At 68.3% G+C, this 19,544-nt stretch carries 18 protein-coding genes and 5 pseudogenes; 16 read left to right on the forward strand and 7 right to left on the reverse strand.

Features of this window, described 5'->3' with window-relative positions; all coding sequences use genetic code 11:
• Positions 1–6: 6 nt before the first annotated feature.
• From N0A20_RS17175 to N0A20_RS17185, 3 genes and pseudogenes are all read left to right on the forward strand, one after another.
• Positions 7–1,038: pseudogene (locus N0A20_RS17175) on the forward strand (NAD(P)/FAD-dependent oxidoreductase); the annotation flags it as partial.
• Positions 1,039–1,342: 304 nt separating this feature from the next.
• Complete coding sequence (gene msrB / locus N0A20_RS17180; protein WP_260581561.1) at positions 1,343–1,750, forward strand: peptide-methionine (R)-S-oxide reductase MsrB; 408 nt, start codon at positions 1,343–1,345, stop codon at positions 1,748–1,750.
• Positions 1,751–1,915: 165 nt separating this feature from the next.
• Positions 1,916–3,999 (forward strand): annotated as a pseudogene (locus tag N0A20_RS17185) (transglycosylase domain-containing protein).
• A gap of 100 nt (positions 4,000–4,099) precedes the next feature.
• Here N0A20_RS17185 and N0A20_RS17195 read toward each other — a convergent pair.
• The 4 genes from N0A20_RS17195 to N0A20_RS17210 form a co-directional block, all read right to left on the reverse strand.
• Positions 4,100–4,860, reverse strand: a protein-coding gene (locus N0A20_RS17195; RefSeq protein ID WP_260581562.1) for an IS5 family transposase whose coding sequence is annotated in 2 segments (ribosomal slippage) — positions 4,100–4,536 and positions 4,536–4,860 — 762 coding nt in all. Because the reading frame shifts where the segments join, the coding sequence is not laid out codon by codon here.
• Between the two features lie 415 nt (positions 4,861–5,275).
• A complete protein-coding gene (locus N0A20_RS17200; RefSeq protein WP_260581563.1) occupies positions 5,276–5,971 on the reverse strand; it encodes a M48 family metallopeptidase in 696 nt (231 codons plus the stop codon).
• Between the two features lie 25 nt (positions 5,972–5,996).
• Entirely contained in the window at positions 5,997–6,443 is a 447-nt protein-coding gene (locus N0A20_RS17205) for a YcgN family cysteine cluster protein (RefSeq protein ID WP_260581564.1), read from the reverse strand.
• Positions 6,431–7,084: an SCO family protein gene (locus N0A20_RS17210; protein ID WP_260581565.1), complete on the reverse strand. Its 654-nt coding sequence runs from the start codon at positions 7,082–7,084 to the stop codon at positions 6,431–6,433. Before N0A20_RS17210 ends, N0A20_RS17205 begins: the two co-directional genes overlap by 13 nt.
• An 81-nt stretch (positions 7,085–7,165) precedes the next feature.
• Between N0A20_RS17210 and N0A20_RS17215 the strand changes: the two genes are divergently transcribed.
• From N0A20_RS17215 to N0A20_RS17235, 5 genes and pseudogenes are all read left to right on the forward strand, one after another.
• Complete coding sequence (locus tag N0A20_RS17215) at positions 7,166–7,792, forward strand: ankyrin repeat domain-containing protein (protein WP_312846560.1); 627 nt, start codon at positions 7,166–7,168, stop codon at positions 7,790–7,792.
• Between the two features lie 65 nt (positions 7,793–7,857).
• Positions 7,858–9,132, forward strand: a pseudogene (gene ribB / locus N0A20_RS17220) (3,4-dihydroxy-2-butanone-4-phosphate synthase).
• Positions 9,133–9,139: 7 nt separating this feature from the next.
• Complete coding sequence (locus tag N0A20_RS17225; RefSeq protein ID WP_260581566.1) at positions 9,140–9,991, forward strand: DMT family transporter; 852 nt, start codon at positions 9,140–9,142, stop codon at positions 9,989–9,991.
• Between the two features lie 10 nt (positions 9,992–10,001).
• Complete coding sequence (gene ribH, locus N0A20_RS17230; RefSeq protein ID WP_260581567.1) at positions 10,002–10,427, forward strand: 6,7-dimethyl-8-ribityllumazine synthase; 426 nt, start codon at positions 10,002–10,004, stop codon at positions 10,425–10,427.
• A gap of 479 nt (positions 10,428–10,906) precedes the next feature.
• Positions 10,907–11,086 (forward strand): hypothetical protein, encoded by a 180-nt coding sequence (locus tag N0A20_RS17235; protein WP_260581568.1) that lies wholly within the window; start codon positions 10,907–10,909, stop codon positions 11,084–11,086.
• Positions 11,087–11,301: 215 nt separating this feature from the next.
• Here the strand turns inward: N0A20_RS17235 and N0A20_RS17240 are convergent.
• Positions 11,302–12,386, reverse strand: a pseudogene (locus tag N0A20_RS17240) (alkene reductase).
• A 125-nt stretch (positions 12,387–12,511) separates the two neighbouring features.
• Here N0A20_RS17240 and N0A20_RS17245 point away from each other — a divergent pair.
• From N0A20_RS17245 to N0A20_RS17275, 8 genes and pseudogenes are all read left to right on the forward strand, one after another.
• Positions 12,512–13,399 (forward strand): DMT family transporter, encoded by an 888-nt coding sequence (locus N0A20_RS17245; RefSeq protein ID WP_260581569.1) that lies wholly within the window; start codon positions 12,512–12,514, stop codon positions 13,397–13,399.
• Positions 13,400–13,413: 14 nt separating this feature from the next.
• The gene (locus N0A20_RS17250) at positions 13,414–14,082 is read left to right on the forward strand and encodes a COQ9 family protein (RefSeq protein ID WP_260581570.1); all 669 of its coding nucleotides are present in this window, start codon (positions 13,414–13,416) and stop codon (positions 14,080–14,082) included.
• Between the two features lie 369 nt (positions 14,083–14,451).
• Positions 14,452–14,802, forward strand: a pseudogene (gene rhuM, locus N0A20_RS20830) (RhuM family protein); the annotation flags it as partial.
• Positions 14,803–14,857: 55 nt separating this feature from the next.
• Entirely contained in the window at positions 14,858–15,196 is a 339-nt protein-coding gene (rhuM, locus tag N0A20_RS20835; RefSeq protein WP_409574802.1) for a RhuM family protein, read from the forward strand.
• 65 nt (positions 15,197–15,261) lie between these two features.
• The gene (locus N0A20_RS17260; protein WP_260581572.1) at positions 15,262–15,540 is read left to right on the forward strand and encodes a ferrous iron transport protein A; all 279 of its coding nucleotides are present in this window, start codon (positions 15,262–15,264) and stop codon (positions 15,538–15,540) included.
• Positions 15,537–17,402, forward strand: a complete 1,866-nt coding sequence (locus N0A20_RS17265; RefSeq protein WP_260581573.1) for a ferrous iron transporter B — start codon at positions 15,537–15,539, stop codon at positions 17,400–17,402. The genes N0A20_RS17260 and N0A20_RS17265 overlap by 4 nt, the downstream gene beginning before the upstream one ends.
• 28 nt (positions 17,403–17,430) lie before the next feature.
• Entirely contained in the window at positions 17,431–17,970 is a 540-nt protein-coding gene (gene ssb, locus N0A20_RS17270) for a single-stranded DNA-binding protein (protein WP_260581574.1), read from the forward strand.
• A gap of 130 nt (positions 17,971–18,100) precedes the next feature.
• Complete coding sequence (locus tag N0A20_RS17275; protein WP_260581575.1) at positions 18,101–18,583, forward strand: MmcB family DNA repair protein; 483 nt, start codon at positions 18,101–18,103, stop codon at positions 18,581–18,583.
• Here N0A20_RS17275 and N0A20_RS17280 read toward each other — a convergent pair.
• Together N0A20_RS17280 and N0A20_RS17285 are read right to left on the reverse strand one after the other, a co-directional pair.
• Entirely contained in the window at positions 18,580–18,930 is a 351-nt protein-coding gene (locus N0A20_RS17280; RefSeq protein WP_260581576.1) for a hypothetical protein, read from the reverse strand. The genes N0A20_RS17275 and N0A20_RS17280 overlap by 4 nt on opposite strands.
• A complete protein-coding gene (locus tag N0A20_RS17285; protein WP_260581577.1) occupies positions 18,927–19,541 on the reverse strand; it encodes a riboflavin synthase in 615 nt (204 codons plus the stop codon). Before N0A20_RS17285 ends, N0A20_RS17280 begins: the two co-directional genes overlap by 4 nt.
• Positions 19,542–19,544 lie beyond the last annotated feature (3 nt).

The raw sequence follows: 19,544 nt of genomic DNA on the forward strand, positions 1-19,544 counted from the left end.
GCGGCGATCGGGCTGGCGCGCGCGGGCGCCAAGGTCCTGCTGATCGAGCGGAGCCGCGAGACGGGCGACGCGCTGTGCGGCGGATTTTTGAGCTGGCAGTCGCTGGCGCGGCTGAAGGCGCTGGGGATCGAAGCCGACGGGCTGGCCGGGCAGACGGTGCGCCGGGTGCGGTTGTTTGCGGGTTCGGCGCGCAGCGAGACGATGCTGCCCGCGGCGGCGATGGGGGTATCGCGGCATCGGCTCGATTCGGCGTTGCAGGCCGTCGCCGTGGCGGCCGGCGCGAGGCTGGAGCGCGGGGTCCAGGCCACCGGGATCGACGGCTATGCGGTTCAGACCCGCGACGGCGCGGCGCTGGCGGCGCCGTCGCTCTTCCTCGCGGCGGGCAAGCATGGCTTTCGCGGCTTTCCGCGCGAACCGGCCGCATGGCAGCGCGCCGACCCGGTGATGGGTCTCCGGCTGCGGATGCCGCCGCACGCCGCGCTCGACCGGCTGGTCGGCGATGCGGTCGAGCTCCATCTGTTCGAGCGCGGCTATGCCGGGCTGGTGCGGCAGGAGGACGGCAGCGCCAACCTGTGCCTCGCGGTCCACAAGTCGCGGCTCGACGGCCCGCCCGAAGCCTTGCTGCGCGCATTGGGCGGGGAGAACCCGCAGCTCGGCGAACGGCTGGCCTTCGCCGACTGGAGCGCCGCCATCGATGCGATCGGGCATGTCCCCTATGGCTGGCGGAGCGGCGTCACGACGCCGGGGCTGTTCCGGCTCGGCGACCAGGCGGGGGTGATCCCCAGCCTGGCGGGCGAGGGCATGGGCATCGCGCTCGCCAGCGCCGCGGCGGCGGTGGCGGCATGGCGGCACGGCGGGGCGAGATCGGCGCCCGATTATCAGGCCCGGCTGGCGGCGCGGATGGCGCGGCCCTTTGCGCTGGCGAACATGGTATGGCGGCTCGGCGAACGTCCGTGGACGGCGAGCATGGTCACGTCATGCGCCGCGGCCTTTCCCTGGCTCGTTCGCCTGACGTCGCGAGCCACCCGTCTCGGCTGAGTGGAAGATTCGCGCAGAGGACGCAGAGGGCGCAGAGATTTTTTGTTCACGCGGAGACGCGGAGAGATCGTTCTCGCCGCGAAGCGGCTCTCTCCTTGCAACCTTGCGTCCTTCGACGCCTTCGAGAAGGAATGGGGCCTATCGGCTCGAGAGTCCTTCTCCGCGCCTCCGCGTCTCCGCGTGAACCAAATCTTCTTTCTCTGCGCCCTCTGCGCGAGATCTTCCCATAGCCGGCGTTCGGTCCGAAACCCTTGCACCCTCCCCGCTCCGACCCGATATTGGCGGCAACGAAGGAGATCATCCGATGACCGATCCCGATACCAGCAAGTCCCTCGACCCCATGGCGCATTATGTGCTGCGCGAGGGCGGCACCGAGCGCGCCTTCACCGGCAAATATACCGACCATAAGGGCGACGGCGTCTATCGCTGCGCGGGCTGCGGCGAACCCCTGTTCGACAGCCGCACCAAGTTCGACAGCGGGTCGGGCTGGCCGAGCTATACCGCGCCCGCCACGGGCGGCGCGGTGACCGAGCTGACCGATACCAGCCACGGCATGATCCGCACCGAGGTGCGCTGCGCCCGATGCGAAGGCCATCTGGGACATGTCTTCCCCGACGGCCCCGGACCGACGGGCCTGCGCTATTGCATCAACAGCGCGGCGCTTGACTTCGCGGACCGCTCGCCGGATGACGCCAGGACCGGCGAGGGCTGACCGTCAGCCTTCGGGGCTGACGCGTACAGGGGCGCAGCGAGGGAGGAAACGGCTTTGCGCCGCGAGAGACAGCAGGCAGGAACATCCTCGAACAGCGCCGGAAAAAGCCGTTCGTCCCGCCGGAAATCGCCCGGCGGGGGCGAGCCGCCGCGCTGGCGCGTCTGGCTGCGGCGGCTGTTTCGCTGGGGCCTCGGCCTCGCGCTCGTCGGCGCGGTCGCGCTCGCGGTCGCGGTCGGCATCGCGGTGCAGCGTATCCCGAGTTTCGAGGAGCTGAAGAAATCGCCCGCGGGGCAGACGATCCGCGTCCACGCCGCCGACGGCACGGTGTTCCTGTCGCTCGGCCCCAATTACGGGCGCTGGCTGACGCTCAGGGAAACGCCGCAGGTGATGCAGGACGCGATGGTCGCGGTCGAGGACCGGCGTTTCCGCTATCACCCCGGCGTCGACCCCGTCGGCATGACGCGCGCCGCGATCGTCGCGGTGCAGAACCGCGGCACCGGCCGCCGCCTCCAGGGTGCCTCGACGATCACCCAGCAGCTGGCGCGCAACATCTTTCTCTCGAACAGCTACACCTGGTCGCGCAAGCTGCGCGAGATGATCCTGTCGATGGCGCTCGAATGGAAATTCTCGAAGGACGAGATCCTCGAGCTTTATTTGAACAAGGTCTATTTCGGCGGCGGCAGCTATGGCATCGACGCCGCGTCGCGGCGCTTCTTCGGGCATAGCGCGACCGACATGTCGCTGTCGGAGGCGGCGGTGGTCGCGGGGCTGGTCAAGGCGCCGTCGCGCTACTCGCCGACCGCCGACGCGCAGGCGGCGCTGGGCCGCGCCGGCGTGGTGCTGAACGTCATGGTCGATGCCGGGGTGATCACCCAGGCGCAGGCCGACGCCGCCAAGCCCGCCGACGTCCAGCTCGCGCAGGAAACGGGGCAGAACAGCGCGCGCTATTTCAGCGACTGGGCGCTGCCGCAGCTCGACATGCTGATCGACGAGGGCAGCGAGGCGATCGACGTCTATACGACGATCGACCTCAACATGCAGCGCGCGGCGACCGCGGCGATCCAGGCCAATGTGCCCGCCGGGGCGCAGGGGGCGCTGGTGGCGATCGACCGTGACGGCGCGGTGCGCGCGATGGTCGGCGGCACCGACTATGTCGCATCGAACTACAACCGCGCGACGCAGGCGACGCGCCAGCCGGGATCGGCGTGGAAGGTGTTCGTCTATATGGCCGCGCTCGAGGCGGGCTACCGCGTCGACAGCGAGGTGGTCGACGAGCCGATCACGATCCGCGGCTGGTCGCCCCGCAACTCGTCGGGGCGCTTCGCCGAGCGCGATGGACCTGCGCAGCGCCTTTGCCTATTCGGTGAACACCGTCGCCGCCAAGCTGGGCGACGAGGTCGGCACCGCGTCGGTCGCCAACGTGGCGCGGCGCTTCGGCATTTCGACCCCGATCAACACCCAGCCCGCGATGGTGCTGGGCAGTTCGGAGGTGCGGGTGATCGACATGACCGCCGCCTTCGCCGCGATCGCGCGCAAGGGGGTGTCGGCGGCGCCCTATGGCATCACCAAGGTGACGACCGCGGACGGGCGCCTGCTGTACCAGCGCCCGCCCGAACGCGGCACGGTGCTGGTCGACAGTTGGGTCGCGGCGGGGATCACCGACCTGATGCAGACCGCGGTCGCCACCGGCACCGGGCGCGCGGCGCAGATCGGCCGCCCGGTCGCGGGCAAGACGGGCACGACGTCGAGCAACAAGGACGGCTGGTTCCTGGGCTTTTCGAGCGGGCTGACGACGGGCGTGTGGATGGGCCGCGACGACGCGAAGCCGGTCGGCGGGCTGCAGGGCGGCCGCGCACCCGCCAAGGCCTTTGCCGATTTCATGCGCGTCGCGGTGGCGGGGCGCCCGGTCGAGGCGTTCGACACCGAGGTGAAGCTGCCCGATTGGCAGCTCGAGGAAGAGGATGACGCCTATTTCGGCGAGCCCGGCGAAGAGGGGCTGACCGACGAAAACGGCATGCCGATCGAACTGCCCTATGACAGCCGCCCGTGCGGCCGATCCCGAGGGCGTGCCGCCGCAGGATGCGCCCGACAACGGCCCGGTACTCGACCAGCGCTGGATCGACGAACAGACCGGCCGCTCCGAGCCGCCGCCCAGGGCCCCGCCCCCCGCGAACAAGGCGATGCCGCCCGCGGTGAAGAGTTCGACGGTGCGGGTCCCGCCGCAGGGTGGGCCGGGGCAGAATAACTAGACCCGACATCTATTAGAACGCCGTGCGTAAAATCTGATCTATCTTCCCGTTCGTGATGCAAATTTACCGCTCGCAGTTCTAGGTTGTGGTGACGATTTAATCATTTGAGCCACAGCATGATGCTGGCGAGTTTGACGAAGCCGAGGAAGTTGGCGGCGAGCTTGTCGTATCGGGTGGCGATGCGGCGCCATTGCTTGAGCTTGGCGAAGAAGCCCTCGATTCCCCAGCGCTGCTTGTAGGCGATGCGATCATAGCGGTGTTGGTATTTGCGGTGGCGGCGCGGCGGGATGACCGGCTCGCCGCCTTGCTGGTAGATGAGGTCGTGCAAGCTGTCGGCGTCGTAAGCGCGGTCGGCCAAGACCTTGCCGGCGGGGATGCCGCGGATCAGGTCGCAGGCGGGCGCCATGTCGTTCTGCTGGCCGGGACCGAGGATGAAGCGGATCGGCAAGCCCAGGGCATCGACTACGGCGTGGACTTTGGTGCCGAACCCGCCTCTGGAGCGGCCGAGAGCCTGGGCTTGAGCGCCCCCCTTTTTACCCGTGCCCCGGCCGCCTGGGCCTGGGCGCGGATCACGGTCGCATCGATCGCCAGCCACTCGATATCGGGGGCATCCGACACTGCCTCGAAAATGCGATCGATCACACCTTGCTCGACCCAGCGATAATAGCGGCGCTTGGCAGTCTGATACGGTCCGAACTTCTCGGGCAAGTCACGCCACCGCCCGCCCGAACGCGCCAGCCACAAAAGCGCATTCAGGAACAGGCGCCCGTCACTGCGCGGGCCGCGCTTGCCCTTGCGCCCACCCGGCACAAACTCCCGCAGCCGCTCCCATTGATCGTCCCGCAGAACCTCGCCTTCCACACCAGCGTCCAAAAGCCAGTGGTGAATCAGAAATGCGGATCGCTGTGAATCCCTAAAATGTCACCACAGCCTAGAGCGGCGTGCGTTAAATCTGCATCATTACCCAAACCCGTTCGTGCTGAGCTTGTCGAAGCACTGCCCTTCTCTTCGACGCTGATAGAAAGAACGACCCTTCGACAAGCTCAGGGCAAACGGTTCATATTTAACGCACGCTGCTCTAAATGCCGTCATTCCCGCGAAGCCGGAATCCAGCTTCTTGCCTCGTCCTACGGCGAGCACAAACGGCTGAATCCAAGACCCTTCGTGTTCTTTGCGCCTTTGCGCGATTCAAATTTATCTCACGCAAAGACGCAAAGAACGCGAAGAAGGAAAAAGCTGGATTCCCGCCTTCGCGGGAATGACGAGATGAGGCTCGCTAACCGAAGCGGTACCGGTGCAGCCCGCGCCCCTCGCGGCGCAGCCACGCCCTCGCGGCGGCGACATCGCCGTCGTGCAGCTCATCGACGAGCGCATGAAAGGCGCGGCCATGGTCCATGTGCCTGAGGTGCGCGACCTCGTGCGCGACCGTCGCGCGGCGGACATGGTCGGGCGCCATCACCAGCCGCCAGCTGTAGCGCAGGTCGCCGGTGGCGGTGCAACTGCCCCAGCGGCTGCGCGGGTCGCCGACCCCGACGCGCCCGGCCTTCAGGCCCGCGCGCGCCGCGATGTCGCGGCTTTCCGCGGTCACCAGATCGAGCGCCTGCGCCTTCAGCCAGCGTTCGACGCGGCGGCCGACGCCGTCGGCAGGGCCGCCGAGGTGCATGGTGTCGCCGTCGAGGCGGACCGCGCGCGGCAGCGCGGGGTTCCATTCGATGCGCCGGTCGATCCCGAACAGCGGCACCAGCGCGCCGGGTCCGATCTCGACCGGCACCACCGCCTTGCCGACCTGCTCGGTCAGCCAGTCCTGCTGCTCGCTGGCCCAGCGCAATGCCTTGGCCGCGCTGCCCCGCTGCGGCAGGGTGAGGCGAAGCTCGGCGCGCGCGGCGTCGAAGACGAGGCGATAGCGGCGCGAGCGCGCGTGATGGACGAGGCGCACCGGCCAGGCTTCGCCATCGACCAGAATCCGCGGCATGTCGCTCGCCAAAGGCGCCGCGCGATCAAACAATGCGTTCGACAAGATGGTTTTCCAGCGGCCCGGCGACATCCTCGCTGACCGTCCAGCCGACGATCGACTGACCGGCGCGGTGGACGGCATCGCGGTCGCCCGAGATCAGATAATGCCATTCGGGCAGCGGCCGGTCCTCGGCGCGCAGGCGATAGGCACAGCTCTGCGGCAGCCATTCGATATCGGCGACCTTGGCTTTCGTCAGCGTCAGGCAGTCGGGAACGTGACGGCGGCGGTGCTTGTAATCGCCGCAGCGCGCGGTCGCGAGGTCGAGCAGGCGGCACGCGACATTGGTCGGATAGATGCGGCCCGTATCCTCGTCCTCGATCTTGTGCAGGCAGCATTTGCCGCAGCCGTCGCACAGCGCCTCCCACTCGCCGGCGTCGAGGGTGGCGAGCGGGGCTTCCCAGAAAGGACTGACGGCGCTCACTTCACCCATTTCGCAAGGTCGGCGGCGACCTTGCCGGGCGCGCCCTCGTCGGGATCGGTCGTGGGATCGTCGAGCGGCAGCGGCGCGATCGGCTCACCCTTCGGCCCCATCAGAAAGGCGATCTGGGTGTGGCCGACCAGATAGCGGTCGGGCGCCGACCCTTCGACCTTGCGGAAACTGACGGCATAGCTGCGCGCGACCTCGGTGATCCGGTCGAGCGGGCCGGTCAGGCCGATCAGGCGCGGATGATAGCGCGACACAAAGGGCTTGAGCGCCGCCGGCGTGTCGCGTTCGGGATCGACGGTGATGAAGATCGGCACCACTTTGGCGCCGCGCGCGGGGTCGGCCTTTTCGAACGCGGCGAGGCCGCGCATCAGTTTCTGGACATCGACCGGGCAGATGTCGGGGCAGAAGCTGTAGCCGAAATAGACGATCCGGTATCGGCCGGCGAAGTCGGTGTCCTTGACCGTTTTGCCGTCCTGGTCGGTGAGGGCGAAGGGGCCGCCGATGCGGGCGCCCTTCAGCGGCGGTTCGGCGGCGGCTGGCGCCGGTTGGTCCGCGGGCGCGCCGCAGCCGGCCAGCGCCGCGGCACCGAGCAGGAGGAGGCTTGCGCGGGCAAGCTTTTGTCCGGTATTTGCGATATTCATCATCGGGCCAGCCTTGCTGGGCTAGGCGCCGAAAATCAACCTTTGTCGTCGCCGCGCCGCACGGCGGCCATATCCGCAGGGTCCATGACAATGTTTCGTCGCGCCGCTTTCCGTCTCGCCTCGCTGTCGCTGGCGACCGCCGTCGTCGCGCTGGCCGCCGTGCCCGCCGCCCACGCGCAGTTCCGCGGCGGCTATGCCTTTCTGCAGGCGGTCGAGAGCCGCGACGGCACCAAGGCGACCGACGCGCTGAAGGACGACGCGACGCTGATCAACACGCGCCATCCCGACACCGGCGAAACCGCGCTGATCATCGTCACCAAGCGCCGCGATGCCGTGTGGGTGCGCTTCATGCTCGACAAGGGCGCCGACCCGTCGATCGGCGACAGGCAGGGCACCACGCCGCTGATGCACGCCGCCCTCTTGAACTTCGCCGACGCCGCCGACGAATTGCTGAAGAAAAAGGCGCCGGTCGACCAGGCGAACCGGCGCGGCGAAACCGCGCTGATCCTGGCGGTGCAGGCGAAGAACAGCGCGATGGTGCGGCTGCTGGTGCGCAATGGCGCCAATCCCGACAAGGCCGACCATGTCGCGGGCATGTCGGCGCGCGACTATGCGACGCGCGACGACCGCAGCGGGCAGCTGCTGGCGCTGCTCGACGCCAAACCCGACACGCCGCTCCGCGACAGCAGCGCCGTTTTCGGACCGAAATGACCGAATATCGGCATGGAATGTGATATTGATATTGACAATCACATCATGATGTGATTTTTGGACGCATGTCCACGCAACTCATCGAGCGCATCCGCGCCATCGTCGATGACGGCGCCATGTCCCGCTCGGGGCTCGCGCGCGCCGCCGGTCTCCACGCCAACAGCCTGCGCGACCTCGAATCGCCGGGCTGGAACCCCACCGCCGACACGCTGCGCAAGCTCGAGAACTGGCTCGCGCACGGCAGCGACCTGTCGCCGATGGCGACCCCCGAGGAGATCATCGCCGAGGCGCGCAACGGCCGCATGTTCATCCTCGTCGACGACGAGGACCGCGAGAATGAGGGCGACCTCGTCATCCCGGCGCAGATGGCGACCCCCGATGCGGTCAATTTCATGGCGACCCACGGCCGCGGGCTGATCTGCCTGACGCTGACCAAGGCGCGGGTCGAGCAACTGGGGCTCGAACTGATGAGCCGCCAGAACGGGACGCGGCACGAAACCGCCTTCACCACCTCGATCGAGGCGCGCGAGGGGGTCACCACCGGCATCTCCGCCGCCGACCGCGCGCGCACCGTGTCGGTCGCGATCGACGCGTCGAAGGGCCGCGACGACATCGTCACCCCCGGCCATGTCTTTCCGCTGATCGCGCGCGACGGCGGCGTGCTGGTGCGCGCCGGCCATACCGAGGCGTCGGTCGACATCGCCCGGCTCGCCGGGCTCAACCCGTCGGGGGTGATCTGCGAGATCATGAACGACGACGGGTCGATGGCCCGACTCGACGACCTGATCCCCTTCGCGCGGCGCCACGGGCTCAAGATCGGCACGATCGCCGACCTGATCGCCTATCGCCACCGCAACGACCGGCTGGTCGAATGCGTGTCCGACGAGCCGTTCGAATCGGATTATGGCGGCGACTGGCGGCTCAAATCCTATCGCAACAGGATCGACGGCAGCGTCAATCTGGTGCTGCAGAAGGGCGCGATCGATCCCGGCGGCGTCACGCTGGTGCGCATGCACCCCGTGTCGATCTTCGACGACATCATGGGCTAGCCGGGGCCGAAGAAGCGCCGCCTGCAGCGGTCGATGGACGCGATCGGCGAGGCGGGTGCAGGCGTCATCGTCATGCTGATGCGGCCGCTGCCGGGATCGGCGGCGGCCGAGGAAATCCCGCCGCCGTCGGGGGGCATGGACCTGCGCACCTATGGCATCGGTGCGCAGATTCTCGCCGACCTCGGCGTCCACGCGATGGAATTGCTGACGCCGTCGCACAACAATCTCGTCGGGCTGGAGGGCTATGGCCTGTCGGTCGTCGGCGAACGCTCGATTCCCGGAGAAGCCTGACCGCGCGGTGACCCAGTCGCTCGGCATCGGCTTTGCGATCGTCGCCGCGCTGACCACCGCCTCCTCTCATGCCCTGCTCAAGGCGGGCGAGGATCAGGCGGCGGTGCGCGCGCTGTGCGGTGCGACATGGGCGGCGGTCGCCGCCGTTCCACTGGCGATCTTGGGCCCGCCCGCGCCGGCGATGTTGCCGTGGCTCGCCGGCGCGGTGATCCTGCATAGCGTGTATTCGATGCTGTTGACGCGTTCCTACACGCTGAACGACTTTTCGGTCGCCTTTCCGATTGCGAGGGGCACCGCGCCGGTCATCGCGACGGCGGCCGGCGTGCTGCTGTTCGGCGAGATTCCCGGTTTGGGTGCGATGGCAGGCGTGATCGCGATCAGCGCGGGCATCGTGTCGCTGTCGGCGGGCGGGGGCATCGGCCGCGCCGGGCTGATCGCCGCGCTGGGGGCGGGCGTCCTGACGGCCGCCTACACAGTCGTCGACGCAGGCGGGATGCGCGTCAGCAATGGCGTCCTGCCCTTTCTATGCTGGTTCTTCTTCGCGACCGGGCTGGCGCTGATGATCCAGGCCCGGCTGTCCGCGGGACCGGACGCGGGCGCGCGCATGCGGCGCAATCTGCGGCCGGGCGTGGCGGCGGGCCTTCTCGCCATCGTCAGTTTCGGATCGACCCTCGTCGCCTTGCGCTACGCGCCTGTCGCCACCGTCAGCGCGCTTCGGGAAACCTGTATCCTTGTCAGCATCCTGATCGCGTGGGCCGGGTTGAAGGAGCGTGTCACGCTCCACAGCCTCACCGCCGCCATTGTGATTGCCACGGGCACTTTGCTTTTGCTGCTTTCGCATCTTTCCCCGTCCGCCTAAGGAGACCGCCATGGCCCATATCCTGATCGTCGAAGCCCGTTTCTATTCCCATCTCAACGACATGCTGCTCGACGGCGCGCGCGGCGCGCTCGACGCGGCGGGGCACAGCCACGACACGGTGACGGTGCCCGGCGCGCTCGAGGTTCCGGCGGCGATCTCGCTCGCCGCCGACAGCGGACGTTACGACGCGTTTGTCGCGCTCGGCGTGGTGATCCGCGGCGAAACCTATCATTTCGAGGTGGTGTCGAACGAGAGCGCGCGCGGCATCATGGCGCTGACGCTCGACGGGCTCGCGATCGGCAACGGCATATTGACCGTCGAAAATGAGGAACAGGCGCTTGCGCGCGCCGACAAGACGCGCAAGGATAAGGGCGGCGAGGCGGCGAAGGCCGCAATCGCCATGCTGGCCCTGAAGGAACAATTCGGCATTGGTTGATCGCCCGCCCCCCAGCCGATACTCCGTCGTCGAACGCGGCGGGCGGCTGGTGGTGATCGACCGGACGACCGGCCAGACCCCGCCGACCGCCGCCGAGCGCATGGACGTGCACGACCGCGCGATGGGGGTCGAACCGATCCGCCCCGCGCGCACCAGCGCCGACCCCGACCTCTCCGCCGCCGCGCGCGCCGAATCGGGGCTGAGCGCCCGGCTAGGCCCCGAAGCAACAGGCCCCGAAATCCGCGCCCGCCAGCCCCGCGCCCGCCAGCGCGCGTGGGGCGGCAAAGGCCGCCGACGCGCGGAACCGCCCATGGAAACAGGCCGCGGCCGAGCGCCCGGCGCCCAAGGCCGCCCCCGCCCCCGCGCGCATCCCCGACCGCCCGGCCCCGGCCGCGTCCGGCCGCAAGACGATCGTCACCGGAAAATGGTGGGACGCCAAGGGCCCGCGCACGATCGAGCTCGGCGCCAAGGGTCAGCAGGTGCTGAGCGGCGGCTTCGTCACGCTGTTTTTCGTGATGCTGATCGCGGCGGTCGTCGCGCTGATCATCCAGCCGATCATCCTGTTCGTCGCCGCCTTCCTGCTGTTCCGCTTCGGCGGCGGCGTCATCGGCCCGATCGGCGCGGGGATCGTCGACAAGGCGCTGGCCGAGCGGAATTAGAGTGGCGTGCGTTTAATCCGCAACGCCCCTTGCCCGTTCGTGTCGAGCGAAGTCGAGACACCCTTCGAGCCGGCGCGAGGCTGAGGGGCATCTCGACTTCGCTCGATGCGAACGGGACGGTGGGTCGGATTTAAGGCTCGATGCTCTAGCCGCTCAAGGCAGACACATCGTCCCTGCGACCCCGGCGAAAGCCGGGGTCGCAGGGACGAAGCCTTTTACGCCACCTGCAACGCCGGATAGTCGATATAGCCCTCTGGCCCCGGCGCGTACCAGGTCTGCGGATCGTCGGCGGCCCAGGCCGCGCCGGTGCGGATGCGTTCGACCAGGTCGGGGTTGCCGATGAAGGGGCGGCCGAAGGCGATCGCGTCGGCGCCGCCGCTGGCGAGCGCCGCCTCGGCCTTCGCGACGTCATAATCGCTGTTGAGGATCAGCGGCCCCTGAACAGCCGGCGAATAGCCGGCGACTGCTTGGGCACGTCGGTTTTCCCGAAGGTGCCGTCGGGTCCGGGCTCGCGCAGTTCGAGGAAGGCGATGCCGAGAGCATCGAGCGCCGCGGCGGCGGCGGGGAACAGCTTGTCCGGCGCGCTGTCGTCGACGCCCTGGGTGGCGCCGTTGGGCGACAGGCGCACCGCGACGCGGTCCTTGCCCCACACGCCGATCAGCGCCTCGGTGACTTCGCGCAGCAGGCGGATGCGGTTGTCGATCGAGCCGCCATAATCATCGTCGCGCAGGTTCGAATTGTCGCGCAGGAACTGGTCGATCAGATAACCGTTGGCGCCGTGGAGCTGGACGCCGTCGAAGCCCGCGCGCTTCGCATTTTCGGCCGCCTTCGCATAATCGGCGATCACGCGCGGAATCTCGTTCAGCTCGAGCGGGCGCGCGGTTTCGAGGTCGAGGCGGCCGACCGGGGTGTGCGCGCGGCCCTCGCCCTTCGTCGCCGAGGCCGAGACCGGCGGCTTGCCGTCGTTGAACACCGAATGGACGAGGCGGCCCATGTGCCACAGCTGCGCGACGATGCGCCCGCCCGCTTCATGCACGGCTTCGGTCACCGGCTTCCAGCCCTCGACCTGCGCGTCGGTCCAGAGGCCCGGCGCCGACGGCCAGCCGAGGCCTTCCTGCGAAATGCCGGTGGCTTCCGAAATGATCAGCCCGGCGGAAGCGCGCTGGCGATAATATTCGCGCGCCAGCTCGTTCGGCACGAAGCCCGGCCCGGCGCGGCCGCGCGTGAGCGGCGCCATGATGATACGGTTCGGCGCCGCGATGGCGCCCAGCTGGATCGGATCGAGAAGCGATGCGGACATTCGGGTCTCCTTGGCATCTTTTTGAGCGACGCCCCCGGGGCCGCCGCTATGGGCACCGAAGCTATGGACAGCGATGCCCCGGCGCAAGCATGGGTAGCAAAAGAAAATCTAACGACGAGGCAAGGGTGAACGAGGCAGGCACAGCAGAGACGCCGGGACGCTGGGCCTTTGCCGCGCTGCTCGGCGGCAATGTCGCGCTGTCGATCGGCGCGATGCTGGTGCGGCTGGCCGATACCGGCCCGACCGCCTCCGGCTTCTGGCGCATGACGCTGGCGGCGCCCGTCCTGCTCGCCTTCGCCTGGCGCGAGACCGGCGGGCGAATGCCGCCGCGTCCCGCGGTGCTGGTCGCCGCCGCCGCGGGCATCTTCTTCGCCCTCGACCTCGCCGCCTGGCACATCGGCATCCTCCAGACCAAGGTCGCCAATGCGACTTTGTTCGGCAATTGCGCCAGCCTGCTGCTCGTCATCTGGAGCATCTTCCTGACCCGCACCCTGCCCCGCGGGTGGCAGGCGGCCGCGATCCTGCTCGCCTTCGCGGGGTCGGCGCTGCTGATGGGGCAAAGCTACGAACTCTCGCCCGACTATCTGGTCGGCGACCTGCTCAGCCTGCTCGCCGGGGTGCTCTACACCGGCTACGTCATCCTGATGCAGCGGGTGCGCGGCACGATCGGTTCCTGGTCGGCGCTCGCCATCGCCTCGCTGGTCTGTCCGCCGATCCTCCTCGCGGTCGCCTTCGCGCTCGGCGAGGTCATCCTCCCGCACGACTGGACCCCGCTGCTGCTGCTCGCGCTGACCAGCCAGATCGTCGGCCAGGGGCTGATGATCTGGTCGCTGCCGCGCTTCAGCCCGCTCGTCATCGGGCTGACTTTGCTCGTCCAGCCGGCGATCGCCGCGCTCGCGGGCTGGATCATGTTCGGCGAGCTGCTCGGCCCGGTCGACCTGCTCGGCGGCGCGATGGTCGGCGCGGCGCTGGCGCTGATCCGGTTGCCCAGCCGCCGCGAACGGCCTATCTGACGCCCATGGCCCCCATGTCTTCCGACGCCCTGCCCGCCGATCCCACGCTCGAAGAGATTCGCGCCGCGCTCGCGCCGCTGATCGCGCAAAATGCCGCCTTCGACGGCTTCGGCGACGCCGCCCTCGTCGATGCCGCGGCGCGCGGCGGGGTCGATGCCGATGTCGCGCGGCTCGCCTTTCCCGGCGGCGGGCGCGACATGGTCGATGCCTGGTTCGCCGGCATCGACGCGGCCATGGCGGCGAAATGGCCCGCCGAAAAACTCGCCACGCTCAAGATTCGCGATCGGATCACGGCGCTGGTCGAGGCGCGCATCGACCTGATCGCGCCGAACCGCGAGGCGCTGCGCCGCGCGCTGGCGCTGCTCGCGCTGCCGACGAACGTGCCGTTCGCGGCCCGGCTCGGCTGGCGCGCCGCCGACCTGATGTGGCGGCTCGCGGGGGATACGGCGACCGACTATAATCACTACAGCAAGCGCGCGATCCTCGCCGGCGTCTATGCCGCGACGATGGCGGTGTATCTGAACGACGAGAGCGGGGATCATGCCGACACCAGCGCCTTCCTCGCGCGGCGGATCGGCGAGGTGATGCGCTTCGAGGGCTGGAAGCACCGCCGCGCCGCCACCCGCACCGAACGCCCCAGCGTCGCGCGCTTCGTCGGCCAGCTGCGCTACCCGGGACGCTGAGCGGGCTTGGCACCGGGCCATCTTCGCTGGCATATCCGCCGACCTTCTGTTAGCCTTGTTCACTTTCTGTTCGAATCGGGGCTCCGCCATATGCCGAATCTTGAACCGGTGCGTCTGCAGGAGGATGAAACGACGGGCGACCGCTTCCTCGTCTATGGCGACGGCACGGGCCTTCACGTCGAACTCAGCTATGACGGCGACCAGCTCTGGATGACGCAGGCGCAGATTGCCGAGCTTTTTGGGCGCGATGTGTCCGTGATATCGCGCCATATCGCGAGCATATTGGAAGAAGGCGAACTCGACGAGGCGACTTCTTTGCAAAAAATGCAAAAAAGTCTCGGCAGGCCCACCACCCTCTACAACCTCGATATGGTCATCTCGGTCGGCTACCGGGTCTCGTCCAAGCAAGCCACGCTGTTCCGTAAATGGGCGACCGAAAAGCTGGTGCAATTCGCGACCAAGGGCTTCGTTATTGATGCGGTGCGGCTGAAAAATCCCGACAACCGCGACCGCATCGCCGAACTCAAGGAGATCGTCCGCGACATTCGGTCCGACGAGGCGAATGTCTATCGCGAGCTTCGCTCGATCTGCGCCATGTGCCAGGATTATGACGGCGCATCGCCGACCTGGCGGGATTTCTACAGGAACACGCAGGCGAAGCTGATCTACGCCGTCTGCTCGAACACGCCCGCCGAAGTGCTGCGCCTTCGCGCCGACGCGGAACAACCCAATATGGGCCTGCAAAGCTGGCCGAACGAGAATATCCGCAAGGCCGATGCCGGCGACATCGAAAAACTATCTGGCGGAGCGGGAAATCAGGGAATTGAACCGGCTCACGACCATTTTGCTCGATATCTTCGAGGACCAGATGGACATCGGACGCCTGACCCTGATGAGCGATGCGGCAACGCTTTTGGATGCGCAATTATCCAATCTGGGCCGCGCCGTGCTGCGTTCCGGCGGAAGCGTGTCGATGGCCGAAGCAATACAACATGTCGAACGCGAATATGCGACGTTCAAGGCAGCGCAGAAGCGACTGCGTCACGAGCGCGCGGATCGCGACATCGCCGAGATCAAGGCGGCGCAAAAGAAGCTGGGCAAGCGCCGCGACTGAATCGCCGAAACTCCTGACCGATAAAGGACTGGCGCCGCGCGAGCGATATTGATAATCGCTCGCAAATGACTGGCTTGCTCGAAACTTCGCTCGACAGGGCGCCGCTGGGGGTCGCGGTGCGGATCGCGCGGATCGACTGGACCGCGATGTCCGACGACGAGGGCCGGCGCCTGCGCGAATTCGGGCTGATGGAGGGGTGCGAAGTCACCCCGCGCCATCGCGGCAGCATCTTCTCGCGCGACCCACTCGCGCTGACGGTCGGGCGCATGAAGGTCATCATCCGCGCGCGGCAGGCCGCGGCGATCGCCGTCGAAGCCGTTGCAGACGGGACGGGCGCGGCATGACCGGTCCCATCCCCTCGATCGCGCTGGTCGGCAATCCCAATGCCGGCAAGTCGAGCCTGTTCAACGCGCTGACCGGCGCGCGGCAGAAGATCGCCAACTATCCCGGCGTCACCGTCGAGCGCAAGGCGGGGCACGCCAGCTTCGCCGACGGCCGCCCGCTGTCGCTGATCGACCTGCCCGGCACCTACAGCCTGACCCCCGCGAGCCTCGACGAGGCGGTGACGCGCGACGTCGTTCTCGGCCGCCAGGCGGGCGAGAAGCGCCCCGACGCGCTGATCGTCGTCGTCGATGCCGCCAATCTCGACAATCATCTCTGCTTCGCGCTCGAACTGCTGGCGCTCGGCCTGCCGACGGTGGTCGCGCTCAACATGCTCGACCTCGCGGAGCGCGACGGGCTGACGCTCGATCCCGAACGGCTGTCGCGCGAGCTCGGCGTGCCGGTGGTCCCGACCGTCGCGGTGCGCAAGCGCGGGCTGGCCGAACTGCTCGAAGCGATCGACGGCGCGATTCGCTCGCACCGGCCGCGCGAAGCCGTCGCGCCGCCGCAGAACGACGCCGCGCTGCACCAGCGCGCGCGCGCGATCGCGCGCGCCGCGACGGTCGACGAAACCCCGGTGCGCCGCTGGACGCAGCGCGTCGACCAGGTCGTGCTCCACCCGGTCGGCGGCCTGATCCTGCTCGTCGTGCTGATGTTCGTGATGTTCCAGGCGGTCTTTTCCTGGGCGACGCCCTTTGCCGACGGGCTCGAAGCCGCGGTCGGCGCGGTCCAGAGCTGGGTGGTCGAGACCGTTCCCGCAAACTTCTTCCGCGACCTCGTCGTCGAGGGGCTGCTCGCGGGCGTCGGCGCGGTCGTCGTCTTCCTGCCGCAGATCCTGATCCTCTTCCTCTTCATCCTGCTGCTCGAGGCGTCGGGCTATATGGCGCGCGCCGCCTTCCTGATGGACGGGCTGATGGGCAAGGTCGGGCTGTCGGGGCGCGGCTTCATCCCGCTGCTCTCCAGCTTCGCCTGCGCGGTGCCCGGCATCATGGCGACGCGCGCGATCCCCGACGAAAAGGACCGGCTGACGACGATCCTGATCGCGCCGCTGATGACCTGTTCGGCGCGCATGCCGGTCTATACGCTGATCATCGGCGCCTTCATCCCGGCGCGAAACGTCGGCGGCACGCCGATCGGGCTGCAGGGCCTCGTCCTGTTCGGGCTGTTCCTCAGCGGCATCGTCGGCGCGCTGGCCGTCGCGCTCGTGCTGCGCCGGTCGGTGACCAAAGGCAATGCCGCCGGCTTCATGATGGAAATGCCGCGTTATCAATGGCCGCGTGCCGCCGACATCGCCATCGCGCTGTGGCAGCGCGCGTGGATCTTCCTGCGCCGCGCGGGCACGATCATCGCCGCGACCACGGTCATCCTGTGGCTGCTGCTGAGCTTTCCCAAGGTGCCCGGGGACAGCGCGCTCAGCCAGGTCGAATATAGCGTCGGCGGCCGCATCGCGAGCGGGCTCGAGGTCCTTGTCGCGCCGATCGGTTTCAACCACGACATCGCGGTCGCGCTGATCCCGGCGATGGCGGCGCGCGAGGTCGCGGTGTCGGCGATGGCCACCGCCAACGCGATCGACGCGGGCGACGACGAGGAGAAGATGTCCGAACAGCTCGGCTCCGCGCTGCAGGGCAAATGGAGCCTCGCCACCGCGCTCGCCTTCCTCGCCTGGTTCGTGTTCGCGCCGCAGTGCATCTCGACGATCGCGATCACGCGGCGCGAGACCAACGGGTGGAAATGGCCCATGTTCATGGTTGGCTATTTGTTCCTGCTCGCCTATGCCGCTGCTGGTATCACTTACTGGACGGCCGTCGCCTTCGGACTCGGCTGATCCTCCCAACTTTCAAGCGGAGCGGCGGATGGCTGGCAGCGTCAACAAGGTAATTCTCATCGGCAATCTGGGCGCGGACCCGGAGATCAAGTCGTTCCAGAACGGCGGCAAGATCGCCAATATCCGCATCGCGACCTCCGAGAACTGGAAGGACCGCATGACCGGCGAGCGTAAGGAGCGCACCGAATGGCATAATGTCGTGATCAACGGCGAAGGGCTGGTCGGCGTGGTCGAGCGTTATCTGAAAAAGGGATCGAAGGTTTATATCGAAGGCTCGCTGCGCACCCGCAAGTGGCAGGACCGCGACGGCAACGACCGCTACACGACCGAGGTGGTGATCGCGGGGCTCGGCGGCAACCTCACCATGCTCGACGGCGCGCCCGGCGGCGGCGGCGGATCGCGCGGCGGCGGCGGCGGCGACTGGGACAATGGCGGCGGCAGCGGCGGCGGCTGGAACCAGGGCGGCGGTTCGCCGGGCGGCGGCTCGGGTGGCGGCTTTGGCGGCGGCACGGGCGGCGGCGGACGCCCGCCGTTCGACGACGATCTCGACGACGACGTTCCCTTCTGAGGCATTCCACCCCGCATCCGTTCGTGCTGAGCTTGTCGAAGCACCGTCCTTCCCTGTTGCGGCGACCGAAAGGAAAAACGGTCCTTCGACAAGCTCAGGACAAACGGCTTAGAGGGATGAGCGAAACCCCATGGCGCGTACCGACCTTGACCGAGCCGTGATCGCCGCCGACGTCGCGCGCGGCGTGTGCCGGCTGTTCGCGCAAGCCGGGCTGGTCGCGATTCCCGAGGTGCCCTTGCCCAACGGGCGGCGCACCGACCTGACCGCGATCGACGCCAGGGGGCAGATCACCATCGTCGAGATCAAGGTCAGCCGCGCCGACCTGCACGGCGACGGCAAATGGCCCGATTACTGCGACTGGTGCGACCGTTTCTATTGGGCGCTCGCGGCGGGACTCGACCCCGCGATCCTCGAAACCGAACCCTATCGTCCCGAGACGTCGGGGCTGATCGTCGCCGACCGCTATGGCGCGGCGGTGGTGCGCGAGGCGGCGAGCTGCCACCTCGCCCCCGCGCGGCGCAAGGCCGAACTGCTGCGGATCGGGCGGCTGGCGATGCGGCGGTCGATGATCGCCAGCGACCCCGAACTGGCGATGGGGTGGAACGAAGGTTAGAGCGGCTCGGTGCGCTCGTAGTGGAGGCTCCAGACGAGCCCCGCCGCCGAAAGCCCGGCCCAGAGGATCGCCCCGACGAGCAGGTCGGCGCCGAGAGCGAGGGGCAGGAGGACCAGCACCAGCCCGAGGGCAAAGCTGGCAAGCGCCCAGCGCAGATGCGTTTTCAGCGGCCGCCGCGTCTGCCGCTCGACATATTGGAACATCAGGCCGACCAGCACGAAAAGCGCGGCCGACACCAGGATGAACCGATCGAGCCCGTGGGTCGCCACGCGCGCGGCGATCAGCACCGCCGCCAGCGCCAAGGCGCCCCAGCGAAGCCAGAGCAGGAGCCTCGAACTCTCCGTCATCCGCGCGCCTGCATCCGCGCCAGATAGCGCGCGAGGATGTCGATTTCGAGGTTCACCGGGCGCCCAGCCGCCGCCTCGTCAAGCGTTGTCATCGCGCGGGTGTGCGGGATGATGTTGAGCGTGAAATGCGCGGCTCCGTCCGCCTGGTCGGTCACCTCGTTGACGGTCAGCGAGACGCCCTCGACGGTGATCGAGCCCTTGGCGGCGATATGCGGCGCAAGGCTGGCGGGCGCCGACACGACGAGGCCCCAGCTGTCGCCGACCGGGGTGACCGAGACGATCGTTCCTACCGCATCGACATGGCCGGTGACGATATGGCCGCCGAGCTCGTCGCCGACCTTGAGCGCGCGTTCGAGGTTGAGGCGGCGCCCGACGTCCCACATGCCGCCCGCCGTGCGCGCGACGGTTTCGGCGCTGGCGTCGATCGCGAACCAGTCGCCGTCCGCGTCCCGGCCCTTGTCGACGACGGTCAGGCAGGCGCCCGAACAGGCGATCGAGGCGCCGAGGTCGATCGTGTCGGTGTCGTAACTCGTGCCGATGACCAGCCGCGTGTCGCCGCGATCCTCGCGCGCGCGCACGGTGCCGATGTCGGTGATGATGCCGGTGAACATGGG

The sequence above is a fragment of the Sphingopyxis sp. PET50 genome, from assembly GCF_025244705.1.
Taxonomy (GTDB): domain Bacteria; phylum Pseudomonadota; class Alphaproteobacteria; order Sphingomonadales; family Sphingomonadaceae; genus Sphingopyxis.

What these genes read in the sequence shown, in the direction of transcription:
- N0A20_RS17280 (WP_260581576.1), bottom strand. Translation starts at nt 18,930, where the DNA reads ATGACGGAGAGTTCGAGGCTCCTGCTCTGGCTTCGCTGGGGCGCCTTG.
- rhuM (WP_409574802.1), top strand. Translation starts at nt 14,858, where the DNA reads ATGCCGGCGACATCGAAAAACTATCTGGCGGAGCGGGAAATCAGGGAA.
- ssb (WP_260581574.1), top strand. Translation starts at nt 17,431, where the DNA reads ATGGCTGGCAGCGTCAACAAGGTAATTCTCATCGGCAATCTGGGCGCG.
- N0A20_RS17285 (WP_260581577.1), bottom strand. Translation starts at nt 19,541, where the DNA reads ATGTTCACCGGCATCATCACCGACATCGGCACCGTGCGCGCGCGCGAG.
- N0A20_RS17210 (WP_260581565.1), bottom strand. Translation starts at nt 7,084, where the DNA reads ATGATGAATATCGCAAATACCGGACAAAAGCTTGCCCGCGCAAGCCTC.
- N0A20_RS17275 (WP_260581575.1), top strand. Translation starts at nt 18,101, where the DNA reads ATGGCGCGTACCGACCTTGACCGAGCCGTGATCGCCGCCGACGTCGCG.
- N0A20_RS17250 (WP_260581570.1), top strand. Translation starts at nt 13,414, where the DNA reads ATGTCTTCCGACGCCCTGCCCGCCGATCCCACGCTCGAAGAGATTCGC.
- N0A20_RS17265 (WP_260581573.1), top strand. Translation starts at nt 15,537, where the DNA reads ATGACCGGTCCCATCCCCTCGATCGCGCTGGTCGGCAATCCCAATGCC.
- N0A20_RS17215 (WP_312846560.1), top strand. Translation starts at nt 7,166, where the DNA reads ATGACAATGTTTCGTCGCGCCGCTTTCCGTCTCGCCTCGCTGTCGCTG.
- msrB (WP_260581561.1), top strand. Translation starts at nt 1,343, where the DNA reads ATGACCGATCCCGATACCAGCAAGTCCCTCGACCCCATGGCGCATTAT.
- N0A20_RS17205 (WP_260581564.1), bottom strand. Translation starts at nt 6,443, where the DNA reads ATGGGTGAAGTGAGCGCCGTCAGTCCTTTCTGGGAAGCCCCGCTCGCC.
- N0A20_RS17200 (WP_260581563.1), bottom strand. Translation starts at nt 5,971, where the DNA reads ATGCCGCGGATTCTGGTCGATGGCGAAGCCTGGCCGGTGCGCCTCGTC.
- ribH (WP_260581567.1), top strand. Translation starts at nt 10,002, where the DNA reads ATGGCCCATATCCTGATCGTCGAAGCCCGTTTCTATTCCCATCTCAAC.
- N0A20_RS17260 (WP_260581572.1), top strand. Translation starts at nt 15,262, where the DNA reads ATGACTGGCTTGCTCGAAACTTCGCTCGACAGGGCGCCGCTGGGGGTC.